A 21,417-nucleotide genomic window follows, 5' to 3' on the forward strand; every position below is an offset into this window, starting at 1 on the left:
CGGCGGGTCCACAGATGTGAACGTCCCGGCGCCGCGGAACGCACCAGTCGATCACTCGATGTGGTGACCTTCACAAGCGGCAGGAATGATCACATTAAGATCACGATTCTACCGTCCCCGACGCCGCGATCCCGTCAGCGGGGGTGCCGGATTCCCGGGTGATCGTCGGGCAGGGCCGTACGCAGCAACGGCCACGACACGAGCACGCTCAGGGCCACCAGCGCCGGGCTCAGCACGGTGCGGGCGAGCCCCAGCAGCACCACCTGGTCGGCCGCCCACAACGGCAGGAAGACCGCGAGTCGCACGACGTACTGCGCGACCCACGCCCACGACGCCCGCTGGTACCCGCGCAGCAGGTCCGGGTCGCGCCGCCAGCGGGTCCGCTGCCCCAGCACCCCTCCGACGATCACCCCGAGCAGCGGCCACCGGACCACGATCGAGATCGCCCACACCAGCGCGCTGCCGGCGTTCGACACGATCTGCACCAGGAAGAAGTCCGACGCCCGCCCGGTGGCCAGCGCGACGCCCGCCGCCAGCACCACACCCGCGAGCCCGAACAGCACCGCGCGCGGCTTGCGGCCGGACGCCAGCCGCCAGACGGCGACCCCCGCCCCGGCCACGATCGCGGCCCCCGCGCCCCAGTTGATCGGGTACGCCGAGCCCGCCCAGCCCGCGACGAACCAGCCGGCGACGAAGGCCACCACCGGCACCGACGCGTCGACCGCCCCCGCCCGCCCGCCGAGGAGCTCGGACAGCCCGGGGTCCTCGCGGTGCGTGGCACGTGGAGCGGGATCAGGGGTCACCCGGTAAGGGTGCCCTATCCCGGCCACCCGAGTCGACGACGCCGGTGGCGCACCCCCGTGCGCAGGGAGATCATGGCTGTAACGCCGGCCACAGTTGCGGTGAAAGTGAAAGAGGGACAACGGATCGGGGAGCGCGCGAGCGTCGTCGGAGGGGGGCGGTGCGGATGCACCACAGGAGCTATGTCGCGATCGGCGACAGTTTCACCGAGGGTCTCGACGACTTCCATCCCGACGGCCTGCCGCGCGGCTGGGCCGACCGCGTCGCCGAGTCCCTCGCCGCCCGGTACCCGGGCTTCGCCTACGCCAACCTCGCGGTGCGCGGGAAGGTCCTCGACGAGATCGTCGACGAGCAGCTCCCGGTCGCCGAGTCCCTGCGGCCCGATCTGATCACCTTCTGCGCGGGCGGCAACGACATCATCGGCTGGTCCTGCGACGTCGACGAGCTCGCCGCACGCTTCGACGCCGCGCTCGGCCGGCTGGTCGCGACCGGCGCCGAGGTGCTGATCCTCACCGGCTTCGACCTGCGCCGGATGCACCCCCTCATCCGACGGCTGCGCGGCCGTATCGCCTGCTACAACGAGGACATGCGGGCCTCCGCCGAACGGCACGGCTGCCGGGTGGTCGACCTGTGGGCCATGGACGCGCTGGCCGACCCGCGGGCCTGGGGCCGGGACCGGCTCCACCTGGTCCCGCACGCGCACGAGCGGGTGGCCTGGCGGGTGCTGGAGGCGCTCGGGGAGCCGGCCGAGGCCGACTGGCGGGCGCCGTGGCCCGAGCCCGCGGACGTCCCCGCCCGGCTGCCGACGTGGCGGGACCGGCAGGTCGAGGACCTGCGCTGGGTGCGCGACCACGTGATGCCGTTCGTCCTCAGGCGGCTTCGCGCCCGTGAGTACTTTCCGGGGCTCCGACCCCGAAAAGTACTCACGGGCGCGTCAGCGCCTACCGCACCGGGCTGAAGTCGCGGGCGCCGATGTGCTCGGGCCGTGGGGCCGGGGCGGAGTACGGCGCCAGGCAGGCGTTCTCGACGCTGTTGAACACCAGGAAGATGTTCGACCGCGGGTACGGGGTGATGTTGTTCCCGGACCCGTGCATGCAGTTGGAGTCGAAGAACGTCGCCCCGCCGGCCGCGCCGGTCATCATCGCGATGCCGTGCCGGTCGGACAGCTTCGAGATCGACTCCGGGTCCGGCGTCCCGATCTCCTGCTCCGTGAGCGAGGACAGGTGGTTGTCCGCCGGGGTCTCGCCGACGCAGGACACGAACGTCCGGTGCGAGCCCGGCATGATCATCAGGCAGCCGTTGTACTCGTGGTTGTCGGTCAGCGAGATCGAGCAGCTCACGGCCCGCGGGCCGGGCATGCCGTCCTCGGCGTGCCAGGTCTCGAAGTCGGAGTGCCAGTAGAAGCCACCGCCGCCGAAGCCGGGCTTGTAGTTGATCCGGCTCTGGTGGACGTAGACGTCCGAGCCGAGGATCTGGCGCGCCCGGGACAGCACCCGTTCGTCGTGGACGAGGCGGCCGATGAGCTCGGAGATGAGGTGCACCTCGAAGATCGAGCGGACCTCGTCGGACGACTTCTCGACCACGCAGCGCTCGTCGGCGCGCACGGCCGGGTCGGTCGCCAGACGGTCCAGCTCGCGCCGGTAGCCGGCCACCTCGTCGGCGGTGAGCAGGTCCGGGACCTGCACGAAGCCGTCGCGGGCGTGGGCGTCGAGCTCCTGGGCCCCGAACATCCCGGCGCTCGCACGGTCCGCCCACACGGTGGGCTCGGCGCGATCGATGAACGCGGGCGTGCCCGACACGCGGGTCGGGTAGCGGTCGCCGGTGGGCCTGAGCTGGTCGAGATCGGTGCTCCCGGTCACAGCGGTCACGGGCGCTCCTCCTAGCGGTGTTGCGGTTCCTCTCCACGGGTTCGGCCTGTATCTAGACCACAAGGGGCGTTCCCGCTGTCATACAGCGGAAACGCCCCTCGTGGAGTGAGCTGGAACAACGGCCCTCGCCGGGCTCAGTCCTCCGTGATGAGCGGGTACACGCCGTTCTCGTCGTGCACCTCACGGCCGGTGACCGGCGGGTTGAAGACGCAGACGGTCTTCATCAGCGTCTTCGGCCGCAGCTGGTGGCGCTCGTTCCCGTTCAGCACGTAGATCGAGCCCGGCTTGAGCTGGTACGTGACGTCGTTGTCCTTGTCGTAGATCTCGCCCTCACCCTCGGTGATGAAGACGGCCTCGATGTGGTTCGCGTACCAGAAGTCGTTGATCGTTCCGGGCTGCAGCGTGGTCTCGTGCACCGAGAAGCCGACCTTGTCGTTGCCGAGCACGATGCGCTTGCTGCGCCACTGCTTGTTCTCGGCTTCGACGTCGCGCTCGGTTCCGGTGATCTCCTCGATGGTGCGGACGATCATGTGGTTCTCAGCCTCCGGTGACGGTTCGGACGGACTCGGCGATGATCGCAAGACCTTCGTCGATCTCGTCATCGGTGGTGGTGAGCGGGGCCAGCAGCTTCAGGACCTCGTCCTTCGGACCGGCGGTCTCCAGCAGCAGGCGGTGCTCGAAGGCCTTGGCGGCGGCCTTCTCCGCGAGGCCCTCCTCCGCGAACTGGATGCCCCGGGCCATGCCGCGTCCCTTGACGAACATCCCGGCGTCCGGGTGCTCGCCGACGATCCTCTCGAGCCCCTCGGCGATCTTCTCGCCCTTGCGCAGGGTGTCTTTCTCGAAGGCGTCGTCGCTCCACCAGTGCCGGATCGTCTCGGCGGCGGTCACGAAGGCCGGGTTGTTGCCGCGGAAGGTCCCATTGTGCTCGCCGGGGCCCCACTGGTCGTACTCGGGCTTGATCAGCACGAGCGCCATCGGCAGTCCGTAGCCGGAGATCGACTTGGAGATCGTGACCATGTCCGGCTCGATGCCGGCGATCTCGAAGGAGAAGAACGGACCGGTCCGGCCGCAGCCCATCTGGACGTCGTCGACGATCATCAGGATGCCCTTGCGGGTGCACAGCTCCCGCAGGCCGCGCAGCCACTCGATACGGGCCGGGTTGAGCCCGCCCTCGCCCTGCACGGTCTCGACGATGACCGCGGCCGGCTCGTTGAGGCTGGAGCCGGTGTCGTCCAGGACCTTCTCGAACCACAGGAAGTCGGGCATCGTGCCGTCGAAGTAGTTGTCGAACGGCATCGGCGTCGAGTGCACCAGCGGGATGCCCGCGCCGCCGCGCTTCATCGAGTTGCCGGTCACCGAGAGCGCGCCCAGCGTCATCCCGTGGAACGCGTTGGTGAAGTTGATCAGCGCTTCCTTGCCGCTGATCTTGCGCGCCAGCTTCAGCGCCGACTCGACCGCGTTCGCACCGGTCGGGCCGGGAAACTGGACCTTGTAGTTCAGGCCGCGCGGAGCGAGGATCTTGTCCTGGAACGTGTTGAGGAAGTCACCCTTGGCCGTGGTGTACATGTCCAGGCCGTGGGTGATGCCGTCGCGCGTCAGGTAGTCGATCAGCGGCTTCTTGAGCACGTCGGGGTTGTGCCCGTAGTTGAGCGCACCGGCGCCGCCGAAGAAGTCGAGGTAGGAGTTCCCGTCGACGTCGGTCAGGCGACTGCCCTTCGCCGTGTCGAAGACGACCGGCCAGTTGCGGCAGTAGCTACGGACCTGGGACTCGAGATCCTCGAAAACGGTCATGCGCTCTTCTCACCCTCAATATTCTGTGCTCCGTCCGACGGAGCGATCGGGCCGATGCGGTACAGGTGCTCCGGCTCGTGGTCGTCACCGAGCAGGTCGGGACCGAAGAGGTCCTCGCGCTCGATGGTCGTGTCGTGTCGCTTCGCGAAGGACGTGAACAGCCGGATCGACGACTCGTTGTCCGGCGTGATGGTGGTCTCCATGTCGGCCGCGCCCCAGGTCCGGGCGGCCCGGTCCCACACCGCGTCCAGCATCCGGCCGGCCAGTCCCGCGCCGCGGGCGACCGGGTCGACGCACACCTGCCAGATCAGCAGCGTGTTCCGCGAGTCCGGGCGCAGGTAGCCGGTGACGAAACCGACCGCACGGCCGTCGTCCCGGCGCGCGATCACCGACGTCGACGGGAAGTCACGGGCCCACAGGACGTAGGCGTAGCGGGAGTTCGCGTCGAGCGTTCCCGACTCGACGGCGAGCCGCCACATGTCCACGCCGTCCGCCGGGACGGGTACGGCGATCGCGTAGGTGTGGGCGCCGTCGGCGTCGGCACGCGCGTCGCCGAAGGAGGCTCCGGCCGACGGTGCGGACGCCCGAGGTCCGGCCTGCTCGGGTGCGATCATGTTTCACGAGATTAACGGGCCGCCCGCGCGATCGCAGCCGCGGACGGCTCGCGACAACCCCTCGGATCGGGTCCGGAGTGACGGCCCCCACTACGCCGAATGCGCTCGGCGGGTCCGGTGTCTCCCCAGCACGCGGGGCCATTTCCGGGCCCACGACGGGGTCGTGCGGGGGGTCGCCCGGATGGCGGCAGACCGACGTCACCGTGTCCTCCGCCACGCTGCGCGACATCCCGCGTGCACGGTTCGGCCGTTCGTGCGGATGCACTTGCATCTGCATTGATCTTTGGCGACCATGGACCTTCCGCCGAAACCCCCCGGAGGAGATGTCGTGCCGGTACCGCCCGTCAGTACTCGCCAGGCCCCCCTGTCGACGTCGCACGGGGGTGCTCCGGAGCCCAGCGTGACGGTGACCTGCGCGCGGGACGGGCGCAGCCACGCGGTCGCGCACGCCGTGCTGGCCGACTCGCTGGCCTCGGACACCGGTCAGTGCACCGCGGTCTGCGGACACATCGTGCTCCCTGCGTCGCTGGCGGCCCCGCCAGGCGACACCTGCGTGCTGTGCAGCGACTCCAGCCGGCCCCAGCGGCGGGCCACCCGACGGTGGCTGTGGCCGACCCAGACCCGGTACTCGGTCTGACCCACCCGCGCCCGCCGGCCCGACCCGGACGGCGTCACCGCGGCCGCGCCGGTCAGCGTCCACCGGCCACGTCCAGCACCGCACCGGTCACGTAGCTCGCCTCGTCGGACAGCAGCCAGGCGATGGCCGCCGCCACCTCGTCCGCCCGGCCCGGCCGCCGCATCGGGATCATCGGCGCGATCCGCTCCGCGCGGCCCGGCTCCCCCGCCCGCGCGTGGAACTCGGTGTCGAGCAGCCCGGGCCGGACCCCGGCGACCCGGATCCCGTCGTCGGCGACCTCCTTGGCGAGGCCGACGACCAGCGTGTCGACGCCGGCCTTCGCGGCGGCGTAGTCGTTCCACTCGCCGGGTGAGCCGAGCCGGGCGGCCACCGAGGAGACGTGCACCAGCACCCCGCCGGCGCCGCCGTGCCGGTGCGCGAGCCGGCGCACCGTCTCGCGCGAGCAGAGCAGCGCCGAACGCAGGTTGAGCGCGAGGACGTCGTCGATGCGCTCGTCGGTCATGTCCTCCAGCCGTTGCAGCGACGGCGCGCCACCGGCGTTGCACACCACGCCGGTCAGCGGGCCGGACAGCGACGCGGCCTCGTCGAACAGCCGGCGGACGTCGTCGCCGCGGGTCACGTCGGCGGCGACCGCGCGGGCGCGCACCCCCTCCTTCTCGCAGTCCGCGACCACGATCGCCGCGTCGTCGGCGGAATCGCGGTGGCCGACCACGACGTCGTGCCCGCGGGAGGCGAGCAGGCGGGCGGTGGCGGCGCCGACCCCGCGGCTGGCACCGGTGACGAGGACGCTCATGGGCCCCTTCTCTGGTCCGGATCGTCGCCGGAGCGGTCCGGCGGGTCCTGGTGGTCATTGTCGTGTGCGCGCAGCTCGCTGCGCAGGATCCGGGCGGACCGGCCGACCGAGCGGGCGACGTCCGGCAGCCGGCTCGCGCCGAACAGCAGGATCAGCACGATCAGGACGATGACCCAGTGGGAGAGCGCGAACTCGCCCATCGCCGCCTCCTCGGGACGGGTACCACGGCGGGATACACCGGGGCAACGGTTCTGCCCGGCCGGCCGTTCCCGGCTCACCTTCCGGTCACCAGACATGGACAGCCCGTCACGGCCCGGGGTTGTATCACCGGGATCGATCCGGCGGCGACGACGCCGCCCGGCGCGAAGGAGCCCACCGTGACGCTCGGCCCGTCCGGCACGCCCGTCCCGTCCGGCAGGTCCGCTCCGGCCGCCGCCGGGGACCCACTCGACCCCGTCGATCTCGACCGTTACCCGGTACACGAGCCCGGTTCGACGGCCTGGACCGCGGCCGTCCGCACCGCCCGGAGCGCGCTGGCCGCCGACGGCTGCGCGGTGCTGCCGGGCTTCGTGCGCCCGTCCCGGCGGGACCGGCTCCGTGCCGAGGGCGAGACCGTCGCCGCCGACGCGCACCGGGAGACCTGCACGGTGAACGTCTACAACACCGCCCCCGACCCCGGTCTGCCGGCCGACCACCCGGCCCGGGTCCCGCTGCAGCGGGGGAACGCCTTCGTCGCCCGGGACCGGATCCCGGCCGCGCACCTGGTCCACCGGCTCTATCCCGATCCGGGGTTCCGCGCGTTCCTGGCCGCGTGCACCGGCGCGGCCGAGCTGCACGAGCTGGCCGACCCGCTGGCGGGGCTGTGCCTGAACGTCGTCGACCCCGGCCGGGCCCATCCCTGGCACTTCGACACGAACGAGGTCGCGATCAGCCTGCTCACCCGGGCCCCCGAGGCCGGTGGGGAGTTCGAGTTCTGCCCGGACATCCGCTCCGCCGAGGCGGAGAACACCGCCGACGTCGCGGACGCCCTCGCCGGCCGCGCGCCGCACCGGGTCCGGCGCCTGCGGCTGCGCGCCGGGGACCTGCAGCTGTTCCGCGGCCGCTACTCGCTGCACCGGGTCACGACGGTGCGCGGCAACACGGCCCGGCACACCGCGATCTTCTCCTACAGCGCCCGGGCCGGGGTGATCGGCAGCGCCGAGCGGACCCGGCAGCTGTTCGGACGGGTGCTGCCCGCGCACGGCGGGTCGCGCGCGGTGCGGGTCGACGGGCTGATGGACTGACCCGGTGAGCCAGCACACCCCGGGCACCTTCGCTGCCGACGACGACCTCCCGAAGGTCCCCCTGCCCACGCTCGCCGCCTCGGTGGACCGCTTCCTGGAGTGGTGCAGGCCGCTGCTCACCCCGGAGGAGTACGCCCGGACGGAGCACGCCGCGCGGGACCTGCTGGTCTCCGGCGGCACGGCCGAGCGGCTGCAGGCCGACCTGGATCGGTTCGACGCCGACCCCGCCACCCACAGCTGGCTCGACGAGTTCTGGCCGTCGCGCTACCTCGGCCGCCGGGACCGGATCGCGCTCAACGCCAACTTCTTCTTCCTGTTCGGACCCGGCTCGCCGGACCCGGGCGTGCGCGCCGCCGAGCTGGCGGTCGCGGCACTCCGGCACAAGATCGACCTCGACGACGAGACGTTCCCGGCGCCGGCCCCGCGCGGCGAGCCGCAGTCGATGGACCAGAGCCGGCACGTCTTCTCCACCACCCGGATCCCCGGTGACCCGCAGGACACGGTCCGTTCCCCCTTCACCGACGCCTGGCCCGGACCGTCGCGCGAGCGCCACGTCGTCGTGCTGTGCCGCGGGCGGCTGTACCGGCTCGACGTGCTCGGCCCGGACGGCGTCCCGCACACCGCCGGCGAGATCGCGGACGCGCTGCGCACGATCCGCGACGCCCACCCGGCCCCGGCGCCGGTCGAGGAGGGTGTCGGCGCGCTGACCACGCTCGCCCGCGCCGAGTGGGCGGGCGTGCGGGACCGGCTGATCGGCCTGGACCCGGCGAACGCCGAGGCCGTCGACCTGGTCGAGCGGGCGCTGTTCGCGATCTGCCTCGACGACGCCCTCCCTGCCGACGAGACCGCCGCGGCCCGCACCCTGCTGGCCGGGGACCCCGGCCACCGCTGGTTCGACAAGGCTTTGTCGATCGTCGTGCTCGGCGACGGCACCGCGGGGGTCAACATCGAGCACTGCGAGCTGGACGGGACGACCGTCCTCACCCTGGTCGACGCGATGTTCGCCGACACGACCGAGGGGCACGCCGCCCGGATCGGCGCCCGCGCGACGTCGGCCCCCGAGCCCGTCGCACTCGGCTTCGTGCTGGACGACGAGCTGCGCGCCACCGTCCGGCGCGCGCACGAGGAGTTCACCGCGTTCGACGACGGCACCGCCACCGAGCTCGTCGCGTTCGAGGACTTCGGCTCGGCCGAGGCCAAGGCGCTGAAGTCCTCCCCGGACGCGTTCGTGCAGGCCGCCTACCAGGTCGCGCACCGGCGGGCGAAGGGCGTCACCGGCGCGACCTACGAGTCCATCGCCACCCGGCAGTTCCGCCGCGGCCGCACCGAGGCGATGCGGGTGATCACTCCCGAGATGGTCGCGTTCGTCGACCTCGTGCAGGACCCGCAGGCGTCCGGCGACGACCGGCGGGCCGGGTTCCGGGCCGCCGCCGACGCGCACGTCGCCCGGGCCCGGCAGTGCCGCGACGGCGATGCCCCCGAGCAGCACCTGTGGGAGCTGGAGTGGATCCAGCGCCGCCGCGGGGCGGAGCTCGGTGCGACCGATCCGATGCCGGTGTTCGACTCCCCCGGCTGGACGATCATGCGCGACGACTGGCTGTCCACCAGCTCGGCGCCGTCGGAGAACGTGCGCTGGTTCGGCTTCGGCTCGACGGCCTCGCGCTGCATCGGCGTCGCGTACGTCCTGCTGCCGCACCGGTTCCACGTACACCTGTCGACACCCGCGGACCAGGCCGAGGGCATGCACGCCTTCGCCCGGGAGCTGCGGGTGGCGGTCACCGAGCTGCGCGCACTGCTGGCCGCCGAAACCGGTTGATCGGATGCGGGCCGTGCGGGGAGGCTCCGGACGTGCAGAGATTCCTCGTCACCGGCAGTTCCGGGCACCTCGGCGAGGCGCTGGTGCGCACGCTGCGCGACACCGGTTCCCCGGTCACCGGGCTGGACGTCCGGCCGTCGGGGTGGACCGACGTCGTCGCCCCGCTGACCGACCGCGACGCGCTGGCCGGCGCGCTGGCCGGGGTCACGCACGTCCTGCACACCGCCACGCTGCACAAGCCGCACGTCGGGTCGCACACCCGGCAGGACTTCGTCGACACGAACGTCTCCGGCACCCTCGCCGTGCTGGAGTGCGCGGCCGCGGCCGGCGTGGCGGGGGTGGTGTTCACGTCCTCGACGAGCGCGTTCGGCCGGGCCCTGACGCCGGTCCCCGGCGGGCCGGCCACCTGGATCGACGAGACCGTGGTGCCGCGGGTGCGCAACGTCTACGGCGCGACCAAGACCGCGGCCGAGGACCTGTGCGAGCTGGCGTCGCAGGACCCGGGCCTGCCGGTCGTCGTGCTGCGCACCTCCCGGTTCTTCCCCGAGGCCGACGACCGCGACGCGGTCCGCGACTCCCACGACGACGCCGCGCTCAAGCTGGTCGAGTTCTGCCACCGCCGGGTGGACGTGGCCGACGTCGTCTCCGCGCACCTGGCGGCGGCCCGGCGGGCGCCCGAGCTCGGGTTCGCCCGGTACGTGATCAGCGCGCCGCCGCCGTTGCACCGCGACGACCTGGCGGAGCTCGGACGCGACGCCGCCGCGGTGCTCGCCCGCCGCGCGCCCGGGGTGCACGCGCTGCTGCGCGAGCGCGGCTGGGCGGTGCCGCCGGTGGACCGGGTCTACGACCCGTCGCGGGCGATCGCGGAGCTGGGGTGGACACCGGTGTGGGACGCCGCGGCCGTCGCCGACCGGGTGCGCGGCGGTGGATCCCCGCGCAGCCCGCTGGCCGACACCGTCGGCGCCAAGGGTTATCACGCCACGCCCACGGGCGTGTACACGACGTGATCTTGGCTCACTTGACCAGGTGACAGTAGGTCGCCAGGACTAACGCCGCGGGTACGAACGGCGGTAAGGGTGGCGGGTCACAGGCATCCGCCGCACCCGCCGCACCGAGCCCGGAGGTCCGTATGACCGGCCCGAACGAGTCCCGGCCCCACCCCGCCCCGCGCGACGGAGCAGCGGTCCCGCGGCCGTCCCCCGGTCCCCGGCACGGTTTCCCCGAGGACTCCTACCAGGGCGGCGGGTATCCGGACCTGCGGTCGTCGCGGCCGACGGAACGGGCCGCACCGGCGCCGAACGACGACCTGTACGGCGGGTACGGCGATCCCGGTCGCGCAGGGACGAGGGCCGCCGCGGAGCCGGCCGGGACGGACGGCTCGGGCGACGGTGCCGACGCCGGTGCCGGCCGCTCCTCGGCGGCCTCGGCCGGGGCCTACCGGTACGACGGGTCCGCGAGCGGGCCCTACGGGCAGGACGGGTCCTACGGGCACGACGGCTCCCCGGCCCGCGGCGGGCACTCCGGCGACGGCGCACCCGCCGGGTTCGGCGGGTACGACGGGGCGGGCGGCAGCGCGTCCACCGAGGACGCGTCGCCGATGCGGTACCAGGGTTACGGCGCGCCGGTGGAGTCCGCATCCCCGCACCGCCCCTGGGCCCAGGACCCGCTGGACGCGCGTGCCGCCTACGGCGAGTTCGGCGACCCCACCTCGCGGGGCGGTACGGCCATCGACGGTGGCCCGCCCTACACCGTCCCCCCGGCGCAGGGGTACGGCGCGACCGACGAGGACGACACCCCGCCGCGGAGCCGCACGGCGGTCGTCGACCCCGGACCGGCGGCCGTGCCCGCGCAGCGCGCCCCCGCCGACGACCGGCCCCGTCCGGCGACGGTCGCCGAGGCCGCCGCGGAGCGCTTCGGCCCCCGGGAGCAGCCCACCGGTCCCGGCCCCCGCGCCTCGGAGGGCCCCGCCCGGACCGCGGAACCCGCCGGGCGGGTCGTGCCGGCCGCCAAGGACCCGACCGCGCTCACGGTGCTCCGCGTGCTCACCTACGTCCTGGTGTCGCTGTCCTGCCTCGTCTTCCTGGCCGCGGCGGTCTACTGGTTCGTCGCCTGGCTCGACCTGCGCGCGGCGCTGGGCGGGTCCTCGCTGTTCGAGAGGCCGCCGATGTTCGGCGGCTGAGCGGGCGCTCGCCGTAGGCTCGGGGGCGACGTTCCCCGGAGACCAGAAGGATCCCGCCGACGGTGAAGACCCGTGTCGCCCCGCTGCTGGGCGTGCTGCTCGTGTTCGTACTGCTCGCCGGGGCCGGGATGTGGGTCGCCGAGAGCCGGGGGCTGACCACCGGCGACCTGTGGGAGCTCGTCGACCCGCCCCCGCCGGAGCCGTGCAGCGAGACCGACCCGACCACCGACGACGGCTGCCTCACCCCGACCGCGCTGCGGGTGCACGACGCCGCGGTCGCCCGGTTCGGCGAGCCAGGTCCCGGCGCGCCCGTGCGGTCGATGACCTGCTGGTCCGAGCACGCCTGGAACCCCTCCAGCGACCACCCGGCCGGCCGGGCCTGCGACTTCTTCCCCGCCGGCTACGGCGAGTTCCCGGCCGGCGACGACCTCGCCGCCGGCTGGGAGGTGGCGAACTGGCTGCGGGACAACGCGTCCAAGCTGCGGGTGCGGTACGTGATCTGGCAGGGCCGGATCTGGTACCGCGGATCGACCGACGCCTCGGACGGCTGGGGCCGGCCGTACAACGGCGGCGGGGTCTACGACCCGGACGACGCCACCGGCGGGCACTACGACCACGTGCACGTCAGCGTCCGGCGCTGAGAACCCCCCGGCGCCGCGCCCTACAGGACCGTCTCGCCGTACATCTCCCCCAGCGGGTCGGCGATCAGCTCGATCCGGGCGCCGTCCGGGTCCCGGAAGTACACCGAGACACCGGAGTGCACCTCGTGCTGCACGCCCGCTTCGCGCAGCCGGGCGACGAGGGAGTCCCACCGGCCCTGCTCGACGCTGATCGCGACGTGGTGCAGCCCGCCGAGCACCTCGGCGTACGGGCCGAGGTCCAGGCCGGGGAAGTCGAAGAACGCGAGCAGGTTCCCGTTGCCGATGTCGAAGAAGAAGTGCGACGACCCCGGGTAGTCCCGGTTCTCGATCAGCTCGGTGAGCGGGAACCCGAGGACGCCCTGGTAGAAGCGCACGGTCCGTTCGACGTCGGCGCTCACCAGCGCGGTGTGGTGCAGCCCGCGCGCGGTCGAGGCCGGCCGGTCGCCGGCCGGGACGAGGTGCTCGGTACGGATGCGGTCGCGCTCGGCGTCGAGTGCGGTGGTGTCGGTCATCGTGGACTCCCTCGGGTGTCGTACGGACTCAGGCTGCGACGGTCTCGCGGGCCGCGACCCGGGACGCGTGGGTCGGCGCGTCCGGCACGCCGGCCGGGCGCAGTGCGTCGAACTCGCGGCGCAGCACCGGCACGACCTGCTCGCCGAGGATGTCGAGCTGCTCCAGCACGGTCTTCAGCGGCAGGCCGGCGTGGTCGATCAGGAACAGCTGGCGCTGGTAGTCGCCGACGTAGCCGCGGAACCCCAGCGTCCGGTCGATCACCTGCTGCGGGCTGCCGACGGTCAGCGGCGTCTGCGCGCTGAAGTCCTCCAGCGACGGCCCGCCGCCGTAGACCGGGGCGTGGTCGAAGTACGGCCGGAACTCAGCGATCGCGTCCTGGCTGTTCGGCCGCACGAAGACCTGACCGCCGAGCCCGACGATCGCCTTCTCCGCCGGGCCGTGCCCGTGGTGCGCCCAGCGCCCCCGGTAGAACTCGACCATCCGCCTGGTGTGCTCGGCCGGCCAGAAGATGTGGTTGTGGAAGAAGCCGTCGCCGTAGTACGCGGCCTGCTCGGCGATCTCCGGGCTGCGGATCGACCCGTGCCAGACGAACGGCGCGACGCCGTCCAGCGGGCGCGGGGTCGAGGTGAAGCCCTGCAGCGGGGTGCGGAACCGGCCCTCCCAGTCGACGGCCGTGCCGTCCGGGGAGTCCCACAACCGGCGCAGCAGCGCGTAGTTCTCGATCGCCAGGTTCATCCCCTGCCGGATGTCCTGGCCGAACCACGGGTACACCGGCGCGGTGTTGCCCCGGCCGAGCGTGAGGTCGATCCGCCCACCGGAGAGGTGCTGCAGCATCGCGTAGTCCTCGGCGATCTTCACCGGGTCGTTGGTGGTGATCAGCGTGGTCGCGGTGGACAGCTGCAGGCGGGTGGTGAGTGCCGCGATGTAGCCCAGCGTGGTCGTCGGCGAGGACGAGAAGAACGGCGGGTTGTGGTGCTCGCCGAGCGCGAAGACGTCGAGCCCGACCTCCTCGGCGTGCCGGGCGATCGTGACGACGTCGGCGATGCGCTGCGCCTCGGTGGGCGCGACGCCGGTCGTCGGGTCCGGCGTGAGGTCGCTGACCGAGAAGACCCCGAACTGCACGGTTTCCTCCACGTGGTTGATGAGTCATCTACAGACTGCCGAAACATGGATGACACGTCAACTATTCCGGTAGGCTGGCGCCATGACACGGTGGCTGGACGACCGCGAGCAGCGCGCCTGGCGGGACTACCTCGCGATGCAGTCCCGGCTCGGCGCCGAGCTGCACCGCCGCCTGCAGGCCGACGCCGGGCTCTCGCTCGCCGACTTCGACGTCCTCGTCGCGCTCACCGACCGGCCCGATGAGCGGGCGCGCGTGCTCGAGCTCGCCGGGGCGCTGCAGTGGGAGAAGAGCCGGCTCTCGCACCATCTGGCCCGGATGCGGCGGCGCGGGCTGATCACCCGCGAGGAGTGCGACGACGACGGCCGCGGCGCCTTCGTCGCGCTCACCTCCGAGGGGCGGACGGCGATCGAGCGCGCGGCCCCGGACCACGTCGAGTCGGTGCGCGAGCTGCTCTTCGACGCGCTGTCCGACGAGGACGTAGACGCGCTCGCCCGGATCACCGGCGCCGTGCTGTCCCGGCTGGCGCCCGGGGCCGTCTCACGCTGAGAGCGACGGGCGGGAACCGGCCACCGGCGTTCCTGGCATCGCCTCCCAGACGCCCGCCAGGAGGAGCCCCATGTCCCCGACCACCCGCACCCTGATCAGCCCCGGTCGCCACGTCCGGGGGCGGGGGGCGACCCAGCGGCTCGGCGAGTACCTCGCCCCGCCCGGCTCGACGCCGCTGATCATCGCCGACGACAAGGGCCGGCCCAGCTGAGCTGGGACGTGCTGTGGGAGTACGCGCTGCCGGCGATCGACGCGGTCCGCGACCACCAGGTCACCCCGGCCGTGGAGAAGGTCATCGAGGCGAACACCCTGCTGTCCGGGCTGGGCTTCGAGTCCGGCGGGCTCGCCGCCGTGCACCCGATCCACAACGGGCTGACCGCGGTGCCGACCACGCACGGCCCGGCGCACGGCCCGGGTCCGCGCCGACGCCGGCCTGCCCGAGCCGGTCCCCTACACCGCCGCGCACTGACCGCCCGGGCCCACGAGGGACGACCCCTCGTGGGCCCGCCGGGCATCAGGGCACGAGGATCGCCCGGCCGCGCACCCGGCCGGCGTCGAGGTCGTCGATCGCGCTCTGGAAGTCGTCCAGGGCGTACCGCGTGGTGTGCAGCGTGACCAGACCGCGGGCGGCGAGCGCCATCAGGTCCTGCAGGTCGTTGTAGGACCCGACCAGGTTGCCGATCACGTTCACCTCGGACGAGACCAGGTCGATCGTCGGGACGTCGACGTTCTCGCCGTAGCCGACCACGTGGTAGTCCCCGGCCCGCCGGGTCATCCGCAGGCCCTCGGCCGTCGAGCCGCCCTCGCCGACGAAGTCCAGCACGACCTCGGCGCCGGCACCGCCGGTCAGCGACAGCACCTCGTCGACGTGCGACCCGTCGGCGACCACGCCGTCGTCAGCGCCGATCGACAGCGCCAGCTTCAGCGCGTCCGGGTTCCGGTCGAGCACCACCAGCCGGGCCGGGGTGAGCGCCTGGAGCACCTGGATGCCGATATGGCCGAGCCCGCCGGCCCCGATCACCACGCAGGTGTCGCGGGGCCCGAGACGCCGCGACGCCTTGGCCGCCGCGTGGTAGGCGGTCAGCCCGGCGTCGGCGAGCGCGGCGACGTCGGCCGGCTGCAGCGACGGGTCCAGCTTCACCACCGAGCGGGCCGACGTGCGCAGGTACTCGGCATACCCGCCGGCGGTGTCGATCCCCGGGAACGCCGAGGCCTCGCAGTGCACGTCGTCGCCCGAGCGGCAGGCCCGGCACAGCCCGCAGGTGATCAACGGGTGCACGATCACGGTGTCGCCCTCGGCCACGTTCGTCACCGCCGACCCGACGGCGGCGACCCAGCCCGCGTTCTCGTGGCCGATCGTGTACGGCAGCGCGACCTGCGACTTCTCCGCCCACTGGCCTTCCAGGATGTGCAGGTCGGTACGGCACACCCCGGCGCCGCCGATCTTCACCACGACGTCGTGCGGGCCGGCGACCTCCGGGGCCGGGACCTCGGTCAGCTCCAGCGGACGGTGGTAGCCGACGACCTGAACGGCCTTCATCGGGCGTCTCCCTTCACGGGGTCGGGGTACCGGGTGCGCAGCAGACCCCGGCAGAAGTGGGCGTTGCCCTCGATCGAGATGCGCTGCGAGCGGGCCATCCGCAGTCGCAGCGGGATCTCCTCGGGCGGGTACGGGACGCCGTCGTGCCCGACGAACACCGACTCGCCTTCGCCGGTGGGCAGTCCGATCGCGGCCCGACGGCGCAGCAGGGCCGCGGTGGCCGGGACGGCCGGCAGGTCGGCGATCCGCACCCCGTGCAGTGACTCCAGCTCCCGGTCCGGGTCGGCACGCAGCAGCAGCGTCAGCGCGCGCTCCATCGCGGCCGCGTGTGCCTTGCGCCGGAAGGTGAGCCGAAGTTCGTCCAGATCGGACTCGGCCTCGTGCCGGAACGTGCCGCGGTAGCCCGCGTCCGCGGCCAGCCCGGCGTTGATCAGGTCGGAGTCGTGGTGGTCGTCGAGCTCGACCACGACCTCACCGGTCCAGGGCAGCGCGGTGAGCACGTCCTTGGCGTCCGAGCACATCAGGTAGGCGAAGTTCGGCGCGCAGAACGCGGTGGGCAGGCGCAGGTGCACCGCGACCCGATCACCGTCGACCTCGAGCGAGCGGACGAACTCCAGGTCGGTGATCGGCTCGTCCAGCTCCGGGTCGACCACGGCGTCCAGCGCCCGCCAGGCCTCGTCCCGGTGGGTCCGCGCCCGGTCCAGGGTCGGCGCGCTCATCAGGCCACCGCCACGGCCTGCGGCTCCTCGCGCGGGAGCTGCAGCTCCGCGGGGACCTCGATGTCGTACATCGCGGCCGCGTTCAGCCCGAGGATCTTGCGCTTCTGGTCGGTGGTCAGCGGCGCGTACTCGGTCATGTCCTCGGGGATCTGGAAGTCGACGAACCGCTCGACCAGCCAGCGCGGCGTCCAGATCGCGTAGTCGCTGGAGAACTGGATGCGGTCCTCGTCGAGCCAGTACAGGAGCTCGCCGATGATCTGCGCGAAGTACTTCGGCCGGGTGTGGATGAACGGCATCGCGACGGCCAGCCCGGCGTGCACGTTCGGCTCCTGGGTGGCGATCCAGCAGAAGTCCTCGAGCCGGGGCAGTCCACAGTGCTCGATCACGAAGTTGAGCCCGGTGAAGTCGGTGGCGGCCTTGTCGACGTCGGCGACGTCGAAGGCGTCCCGGTCCAGCGGCCGGATCGTCGGTCCCTTGTGGATGTGGATGTTGCGGATGCCCAGCTCCTGGGCGGCCTCCAGGTACTTGTAGGACCAGTAGTCGTCGAGCTTCCAGCCGCGGGACTCGCCGTGCCACTCCGCGGTGTAGAGCTTCACGCCCTTGAGCCCGAAGCGCTTCGCGTCCTCGCGCAGCTGCACCAGGCCCTGCTCGCCGTTGCGCGGATCCCAGTTGTGGTTGTAGGTCAGCCTGTCCGGGTGGGCCTGCGCCAGCGCGAAGGCCTCCTCGGTCTGCCCGAACCCGTTGACGTAGAACTCGCCCAGGTGGGCGGGCTGGAAGATGGCGTGGTCGACGTAGCCGTCGGTGAACAGGTCGGTCATCAGCCGCTCGCCGCCCTGGTAGAGGTAGTCCTCGTAGGGCCAGACCTCGGACTCCGGGCTGAGGTTGCGGTGGTAGTCGTAGAAGCAGTCGATGAACTGCGTCCCGTGGATGTTGCGCCGGTTCTCCGGGCGCGCGTCCCACAGCGCCACGTGGGCGTCCACGATGAAGTAGGACTCACCGTTCTTCGAGTACATCGTCGTCCTCTCGGGTCGCGGCGAGGTGGTGGGCACCCCGCGACGGCACGGGCCGGTGTGCTTCTCCCGTGTGGCAGCCGAAGGTAGGAACGCCCGCGCACCGGTGGGCGTGATCGACGTCTCAAGCTGAGACGAGACGCCCCCGGCCGGTCGTTGCCGCTGTGACACGATCACCGGACGGGCGGGGCCCAGCCCCGTCCGCGGCGTCGTACAGGGAGGTACGCGATGGGCCAGGCCCTGGCTCCGGCCCGCATCTCGGCGTCCTGGGCGCGCAGCGAGACCTACGGGGCCCCGACCGAGGCGATCAGCCCGGCCTTCACCGGGCAGGTCGACGACAGCTCGCTGTTCGCCCGCTGCGGCAGCGAGGTCCTGGGCGGCCTGCACGAGAGCCTGCCCGGCGAGCCGATCAGCCTGATGTTCACCGACGCCGAGGGCGTCGTGGTCTCCCGGCTGTGCGACGAGCGCTCGCTGACCAGCTCGCTGGACCGCACCTACCTCGCGCCCGGCTTCGCGTTCGGGGAGCGGGAGGCCGGCACCACCGGACTCGGGCTGGCGCTGGCCGACCGGGTCCCGTCCCTGGTGCGCGGCGACGAGCACTACTGCACCGGGCTGTGGGGCTACACCTGCGCGGCCGCCCCGGTCGTCGACCCGGTCGACGGCTCGCTGCTGGGCAGCATCAACCTCACCACCTGGTCCGAGCGCTCGCAGGGGCTGCTGCTCGCCCTGGCCCGCACCGCCGCCGGGCAGACCTCGGCGCTGATGCTGGCCCGCGGACGCGGCAGCGTCGGCCGCCCGGCGCCGCGAGGCGAGGTGTTCCGGGTGACCCCGCAGGCCCCGGCCGGGATCGCCGGGCTGTCCGGCACGTGGCGCCGGGCCCTCGACGAGGTCACCGACGCCCTCGCCGGCGACGCCCGGGTCGGCGTGGTCGGCGAGCCCGGCGCCGGGAAGACGGCACTGCTGGCCACGGCGCTGGCGGGCGCCCGCCCGCGGCACCGGGTGCTGCGCACGCTGCCACCGGCCGCCGAGGACGCGGTCTCCTGGCTGTCGCTGTGGTCACCGGAGCTGGGCAAGCCGGACACCGCCGTGATCGCCGGACGGGTGCACGAGCTCCCCGGTCCGGTCGCGACCCGGCTGGCCTCGCTGGTCCGGTCGGCCGCGGGCCCGGCGCTGAGCGTCACGGCCGGGTCGGTGCACGCGATCCCCGAGCCGCTGGCCCGGCTGCTCGACGTCGTGGTCGAGGTCCCGCCGCTGCGGCACCGGGCCGCCGACGTGCTGCCGCTGGCCCGTCACTTCGCCCGGGACGGCGTCCGGTTCACCGACGCCGCCGCGCGGGCCCTCCGCTCGTTCCACTGGCCGGGCAACGCCGAGCAGCTCCGCCGCACGGTCCGCGACGCCGCCGCCCGCAGCACCCTGATCGACGTCCGGCACCTGCCCCCGGAGCTGCTGGCGACCCGGTCGCCGACGCTCACCCGGATCGAGGCGCTGGAGCGCGACGAGCTGGTGCGCTGCCTGAACGAGCACGGGATGAGCGTGACCCACGCCGCGGAGACGCTCGGGATCAGCCGGGCGACCGCGTACCGCCGCGTCGCCCGCTACGGGATCGCCCTCCCCGGCTGACCTGCGGTACCGGTCGGGTGCCGTGCCCCGGATCGGAGTGCGGGTCGCCACATCCGGTGTCACGCTGCAACGAACGGGTACCCCTGGGCGTCGTGTCTGTCGGGGGACACGTACACGGCGCCGGACCCGACCGGGCGGACGCTCCTCGGGCACCCGAGGGGCGGGTCACACCGGCGCACAAGGCACCATACGGGTGACTTTCGGCGACTCGGGGGAGGCAGTAGTGGTGGTCGTACTGTCGGAGACGCTGGCGGGACTGATCGCCGCGGCGCCGTCGGCCCCCTTCCGCTCACTCGTGGTCGTGGCGGTCGGCGCATTCCTCGAGGGCCCGATCGTCACCGTGGCCGCGGCCGCGCTGGCCGGCGCCGGCCAGCTGCCCTGGTGGGGTGTCTGGATCGCCGCGCTGGTGGCCGACGTCGTCGGCGACACCGTGCTCTACGTGCTGGGCCGGCACGGGGACCGTCCGCGCGTCGCCCGCCTGCTGACCCGCCTCGGCCTGACCGACGCCCGGCGCACCTCCCTGACCCGCGAGGTCCGCTCGCACCTGCCGAGGATCGTGATCGGCGCGAAGCTGGTCGACATCGGCGCGGTCCCGGCCTATCTGGCCGCCGGGCTGGCGAACGTGGGCTACCGGCGGTTCCTGGCCTGGATCGTGCCGACCACCGCGGTCCGGGTCACCGTGCTGGTCGGCCTGGGCTACGCCGTCGGCGACCGGCTCGCCCGGGACCTCGTCGAACGGCCGTGGCTGCTGCTGGTGGGCGGGCTCCTCGTCGGCGCCGTCCTGCTGGCCGGACGCCTCGTCGTCGGCCGGGCGACGGCGGCACGGCGCCGGCCGCGGGTGCGCTGACCGCCCTGCGGACCCGCCCCGGAGCTCAGTGGGCGGGGGCGGTGGTGGAGGCCCGCGGGATCAGGGTCGGCGCCGAGACGAGCAGGCGGGGGCAGTCCTCCCGGTCCGCCTCGAGGACCAGCCGCAGCGCGTCGGCGGCGATCTGGCCGAACGGGACCCGCACGGTGGTCAGCGGCACCGGGAGCCGGCTGACGACCGGGATGTCGTTGTAGCCGACGATCGACACGTCCTCGGGGACCCGCAGGCCGAGGGCGAGCGCCGCGGCCATCACGCCGATCGCGTTGTTGTCGTTGATCGCGAACACCGCCGTCGGCCGGTCCGCCCCGCCCAGCAGGCGCCGCCCGGCCACCTCGCCGGCCTCGATGGAGAAGGAGTCCCCGGTGACCAGGGTGGGGTCCGGCGCGATCCCGGCCTCGGCGAGGGCGTCCTCGTAGCCGGCCCGGCGGGCCACGGTGCTCGACGCGAACCCGGGCCCGTTGACCAGCCCGATGCGCCGGTGGCCCAGGTCCACCAGATGCCGGGTGGCGAGCCGGGCACCCAACCGGTCGTCGCCGAGCGCGGCCGGAGCGATCCCGTCGGTCCGCAGGGCCAGTACCCGCGTCACCTCGGCCGGCGGCACCACCGGCGGCGGCTGCAGGCGGGCGGTCGTGAGCACCAGGGCGTCCACCCGGCGCCGCACCAGGGACTGCACCGCCCGGACCTCGGGCTCGAGCTCGTCCTCGGTGGTCGCGACGACGGCGAACAGCCCGCGCGCCGCCGCGGCGGCCGCGATCTCCTCGTAGAACATCGCCATCACCGGCTCGGTGAGCCGCGGGACGATCACACCGATCGTGTTGGTGCCCGACCGGCGCAGACCGGACGCCAGCGGGTCCCGCACGTAGCCGAGCTCGGTGGCGATCCGGCGCACCCGCTCGGCGGTCGCGCTCGTCGACCGCGGGAGGCGCTCGTCGAGCACCCGGGAGACGGTCGACTTGCTGACCCCGGCGACGCGGGCGACATCGAGGATGGTGACCACAGCCGGACGCTACCGCGGTTGCAATCGTTCCCGGGAACGGTATTGACGGCCCACCGTTCCA

24 protein-coding genes are annotated in these 21,417 nt (G+C 73.3%); 11 read left to right on the top strand and 13 right to left on the bottom strand.

Translation table 11 applies throughout. The features are described 5' to 3' along the window. Positions 1 to 134 precede the first annotated feature (134 nt). Positions 135 to 803 (bottom strand): DUF3159 domain-containing protein, encoded by a 669-nt coding sequence (locus tag WIS52_RS15555; RefSeq protein WP_349298966.1) that lies wholly within the window; start codon positions 801 to 803, stop codon positions 135 to 137. 164 nt (positions 804 to 967) lie between these two features. On the opposite strand from WIS52_RS15555, the gene WIS52_RS15560 reads away from it, so the two are divergent. Beyond that, positions 968 to 1,759, top strand: a complete 792-nt coding sequence (locus tag WIS52_RS15560; RefSeq protein ID WP_349298967.1) for an SGNH/GDSL hydrolase family protein — start codon at positions 968 to 970, stop codon at positions 1,757 to 1,759. On the opposite strand, the gene thpD is transcribed toward WIS52_RS15560, so the two are convergent. The 4 genes from thpD to ectA all read right to left on the bottom strand — a co-directional run bounded on the left by thpD (position 1,743) and on the right by ectA (position 5,074). Beyond that, a complete protein-coding gene (gene thpD, locus WIS52_RS15565) occupies positions 1,743 to 2,669 on the bottom strand; it encodes an ectoine hydroxylase (RefSeq protein ID WP_349298968.1) in 927 nt (308 codons plus the stop codon). The genes WIS52_RS15560 and thpD overlap by 17 nt on opposite strands. Before the next feature lie 134 nt (positions 2,670 to 2,803). Next, a complete protein-coding gene (locus tag WIS52_RS15570; protein WP_349298969.1) occupies positions 2,804 to 3,199 on the bottom strand; it encodes an ectoine synthase in 396 nt (131 codons plus the stop codon). A 7-nt stretch (positions 3,200 to 3,206) separates the two neighbouring features. Next, positions 3,207 to 4,460: a diaminobutyrate--2-oxoglutarate transaminase gene (gene ectB, locus WIS52_RS15575; protein WP_349298970.1), complete on the bottom strand. Its 1,254-nt coding sequence runs from the start codon at positions 4,458 to 4,460 to the stop codon at positions 3,207 to 3,209. Next, a complete protein-coding gene (ectA, locus tag WIS52_RS15580; protein ID WP_349298971.1) occupies positions 4,457 to 5,074 on the bottom strand; it encodes a diaminobutyrate acetyltransferase in 618 nt (205 codons plus the stop codon). The genes ectB and ectA overlap by 4 nt, the downstream gene beginning before the upstream one ends. A gap of 400 nt (positions 5,075 to 5,474) precedes the next feature. Between ectA and WIS52_RS15585 the strand changes: the two genes are divergently transcribed. Then, positions 5,475 to 5,711, top strand: coding sequence for a hypothetical protein (locus tag WIS52_RS15585; RefSeq protein WP_349298972.1), 237 nt, complete (start codon positions 5,475 to 5,477; stop codon positions 5,709 to 5,711). Positions 5,712 to 5,763: 52 nt separating this feature from the next. Here WIS52_RS15585 and WIS52_RS15590 read toward each other — a convergent pair whose 3' ends face one another. Together WIS52_RS15590 and tatA are read right to left on the bottom strand one after the other, a co-directional pair. Next, entirely contained in the window at positions 5,764 to 6,504 is a 741-nt protein-coding gene (locus WIS52_RS15590) for an SDR family oxidoreductase (RefSeq protein ID WP_349298973.1), read from the bottom strand. Continuing rightward, entirely contained in the window at positions 6,501 to 6,704 is a 204-nt protein-coding gene (tatA, locus tag WIS52_RS15595; RefSeq protein ID WP_349298974.1) for a Sec-independent protein translocase subunit TatA, read from the bottom strand. Before tatA ends, WIS52_RS15590 begins: the two co-directional genes overlap by 4 nt. Positions 6,705 to 6,881: 177 nt before the next feature. Between tatA and WIS52_RS15600 the strand changes: the two genes are divergently transcribed. From WIS52_RS15600 to WIS52_RS15620, 5 genes are all read left to right on the top strand, one after another. Further along, entirely contained in the window at positions 6,882 to 7,787 is a 906-nt protein-coding gene (locus tag WIS52_RS15600) for a HalD/BesD family halogenase (protein ID WP_349298975.1), read from the top strand. Positions 7,788 to 7,791: 4 nt separating this feature from the next. Further along, positions 7,792 to 9,603 (top strand): choline/carnitine O-acyltransferase, encoded by a 1,812-nt coding sequence (locus WIS52_RS15605; RefSeq protein ID WP_349298976.1) that lies wholly within the window; start codon positions 7,792 to 7,794, stop codon positions 9,601 to 9,603. A gap of 32 nt (positions 9,604 to 9,635) precedes the next feature. Next, positions 9,636 to 10,610 (top strand): NAD-dependent epimerase/dehydratase family protein, encoded by a 975-nt coding sequence (locus WIS52_RS15610; RefSeq protein ID WP_349298977.1) that lies wholly within the window; start codon positions 9,636 to 9,638, stop codon positions 10,608 to 10,610. A gap of 122 nt (positions 10,611 to 10,732) precedes the next feature. After that, positions 10,733 to 11,782, top strand: a complete 1,050-nt coding sequence (locus WIS52_RS15615; protein WP_349298978.1) for a hypothetical protein — start codon at positions 10,733 to 10,735, stop codon at positions 11,780 to 11,782. Positions 11,783 to 11,844: 62 nt separating this feature from the next. Further along, a complete protein-coding gene (locus WIS52_RS15620) occupies positions 11,845 to 12,423 on the top strand; it encodes a hypothetical protein (RefSeq protein ID WP_349298979.1) in 579 nt (192 codons plus the stop codon). A gap of 20 nt (positions 12,424 to 12,443) precedes the next feature. On the opposite strand, the gene WIS52_RS15625 is transcribed toward WIS52_RS15620, so the two are convergent. Together WIS52_RS15625 and WIS52_RS15630 are read right to left on the bottom strand one after the other, a co-directional pair. Continuing rightward, positions 12,444 to 12,935, bottom strand: a complete 492-nt coding sequence (locus tag WIS52_RS15625; protein ID WP_349298980.1) for a VOC family protein — start codon at positions 12,933 to 12,935, stop codon at positions 12,444 to 12,446. Positions 12,936 to 12,963: 28 nt separating this feature from the next. Beyond that, positions 12,964 to 14,058 carry an LLM class flavin-dependent oxidoreductase gene (locus WIS52_RS15630; RefSeq protein ID WP_349298981.1) on the bottom strand — a complete coding sequence of 365 codons (1,095 nt, stop codon included), beginning with the start codon at positions 14,056 to 14,058 and terminating at the stop codon, positions 12,964 to 12,966. Positions 14,059 to 14,140: 82 nt separating this feature from the next. Here WIS52_RS15630 and WIS52_RS15635 point away from each other — a divergent pair, with 82 nt between their 5' ends. Together WIS52_RS15635 and WIS52_RS15640 are read left to right on the top strand one after the other, a co-directional pair. Next, positions 14,141 to 14,605 (top strand): MarR family winged helix-turn-helix transcriptional regulator, encoded by a 465-nt coding sequence (locus WIS52_RS15635; protein ID WP_349298982.1) that lies wholly within the window; start codon positions 14,141 to 14,143, stop codon positions 14,603 to 14,605. Positions 14,606 to 14,675: 70 nt separating this feature from the next. Beyond that, positions 14,676 to 14,816, top strand: a complete 141-nt coding sequence (locus WIS52_RS15640) for a hypothetical protein (protein ID WP_349298983.1) — start codon at positions 14,676 to 14,678, stop codon at positions 14,814 to 14,816. 303 nt (positions 14,817 to 15,119) lie between these two features. Here the strand turns inward: WIS52_RS15640 and WIS52_RS15650 are convergent, their stop codons facing one another. Genes WIS52_RS15650 through WIS52_RS15660 form a run of 3 tightly spaced genes read right to left on the bottom strand, consistent with a single transcriptional unit; the run spans position 15,120 to position 17,877 of the window. Beyond that, the gene (locus WIS52_RS15650; protein ID WP_349298985.1) at positions 15,120 to 16,145 is read right to left on the bottom strand and encodes an NAD(P)-dependent alcohol dehydrogenase; all 1,026 of its coding nucleotides are present in this window, start codon (positions 16,143 to 16,145) and stop codon (positions 15,120 to 15,122) included. Further along, entirely contained in the window at positions 16,142 to 16,864 is a 723-nt protein-coding gene (locus WIS52_RS15655; protein ID WP_349298986.1) for an iron-sulfur cluster assembly protein, read from the bottom strand. Before WIS52_RS15655 ends, WIS52_RS15650 begins: the two co-directional genes overlap by 4 nt. Next, on the bottom strand, positions 16,864 to 17,877 hold the full coding sequence (locus WIS52_RS15660; RefSeq protein ID WP_349298987.1) for an amidohydrolase family protein: 1,014 nt from the start codon (positions 17,875 to 17,877) through the stop codon (positions 16,864 to 16,866). Before WIS52_RS15660 ends, WIS52_RS15655 begins: the two co-directional genes overlap by 1 nt. A 225-nt stretch (positions 17,878 to 18,102) precedes the next feature. On the opposite strand from WIS52_RS15660, the gene WIS52_RS15665 reads away from it, so the two are divergent. Then, positions 18,103 to 19,494, top strand: a complete 1,392-nt coding sequence (locus WIS52_RS15665; protein WP_349298988.1) for an AAA-type ATPase lid domain-containing protein — start codon at positions 18,103 to 18,105, stop codon at positions 19,492 to 19,494. Positions 19,495 to 19,717: 223 nt separating this feature from the next. Next, positions 19,718 to 20,341 (top strand): DedA family protein, encoded by a 624-nt coding sequence (locus WIS52_RS15670; RefSeq protein WP_349298989.1) that lies wholly within the window; start codon positions 19,718 to 19,720, stop codon positions 20,339 to 20,341. Between the two features lie 25 nt (positions 20,342 to 20,366). Here the strand turns inward: WIS52_RS15670 and WIS52_RS15675 are convergent, their stop codons facing one another. Then, a complete protein-coding gene (locus tag WIS52_RS15675) occupies positions 20,367 to 21,356 on the bottom strand; it encodes a LacI family DNA-binding transcriptional regulator (RefSeq protein ID WP_349298990.1) in 990 nt (329 codons plus the stop codon). Positions 21,357 to 21,417 lie beyond the last annotated feature (61 nt).

It is taken from the genome of Pseudonocardia nematodicida, assembly GCF_040105385.1.
Classification (GTDB): Bacteria; Actinomycetota; Actinomycetes; order Mycobacteriales; family Pseudonocardiaceae; genus Pseudonocardia; species Pseudonocardia nematodicida.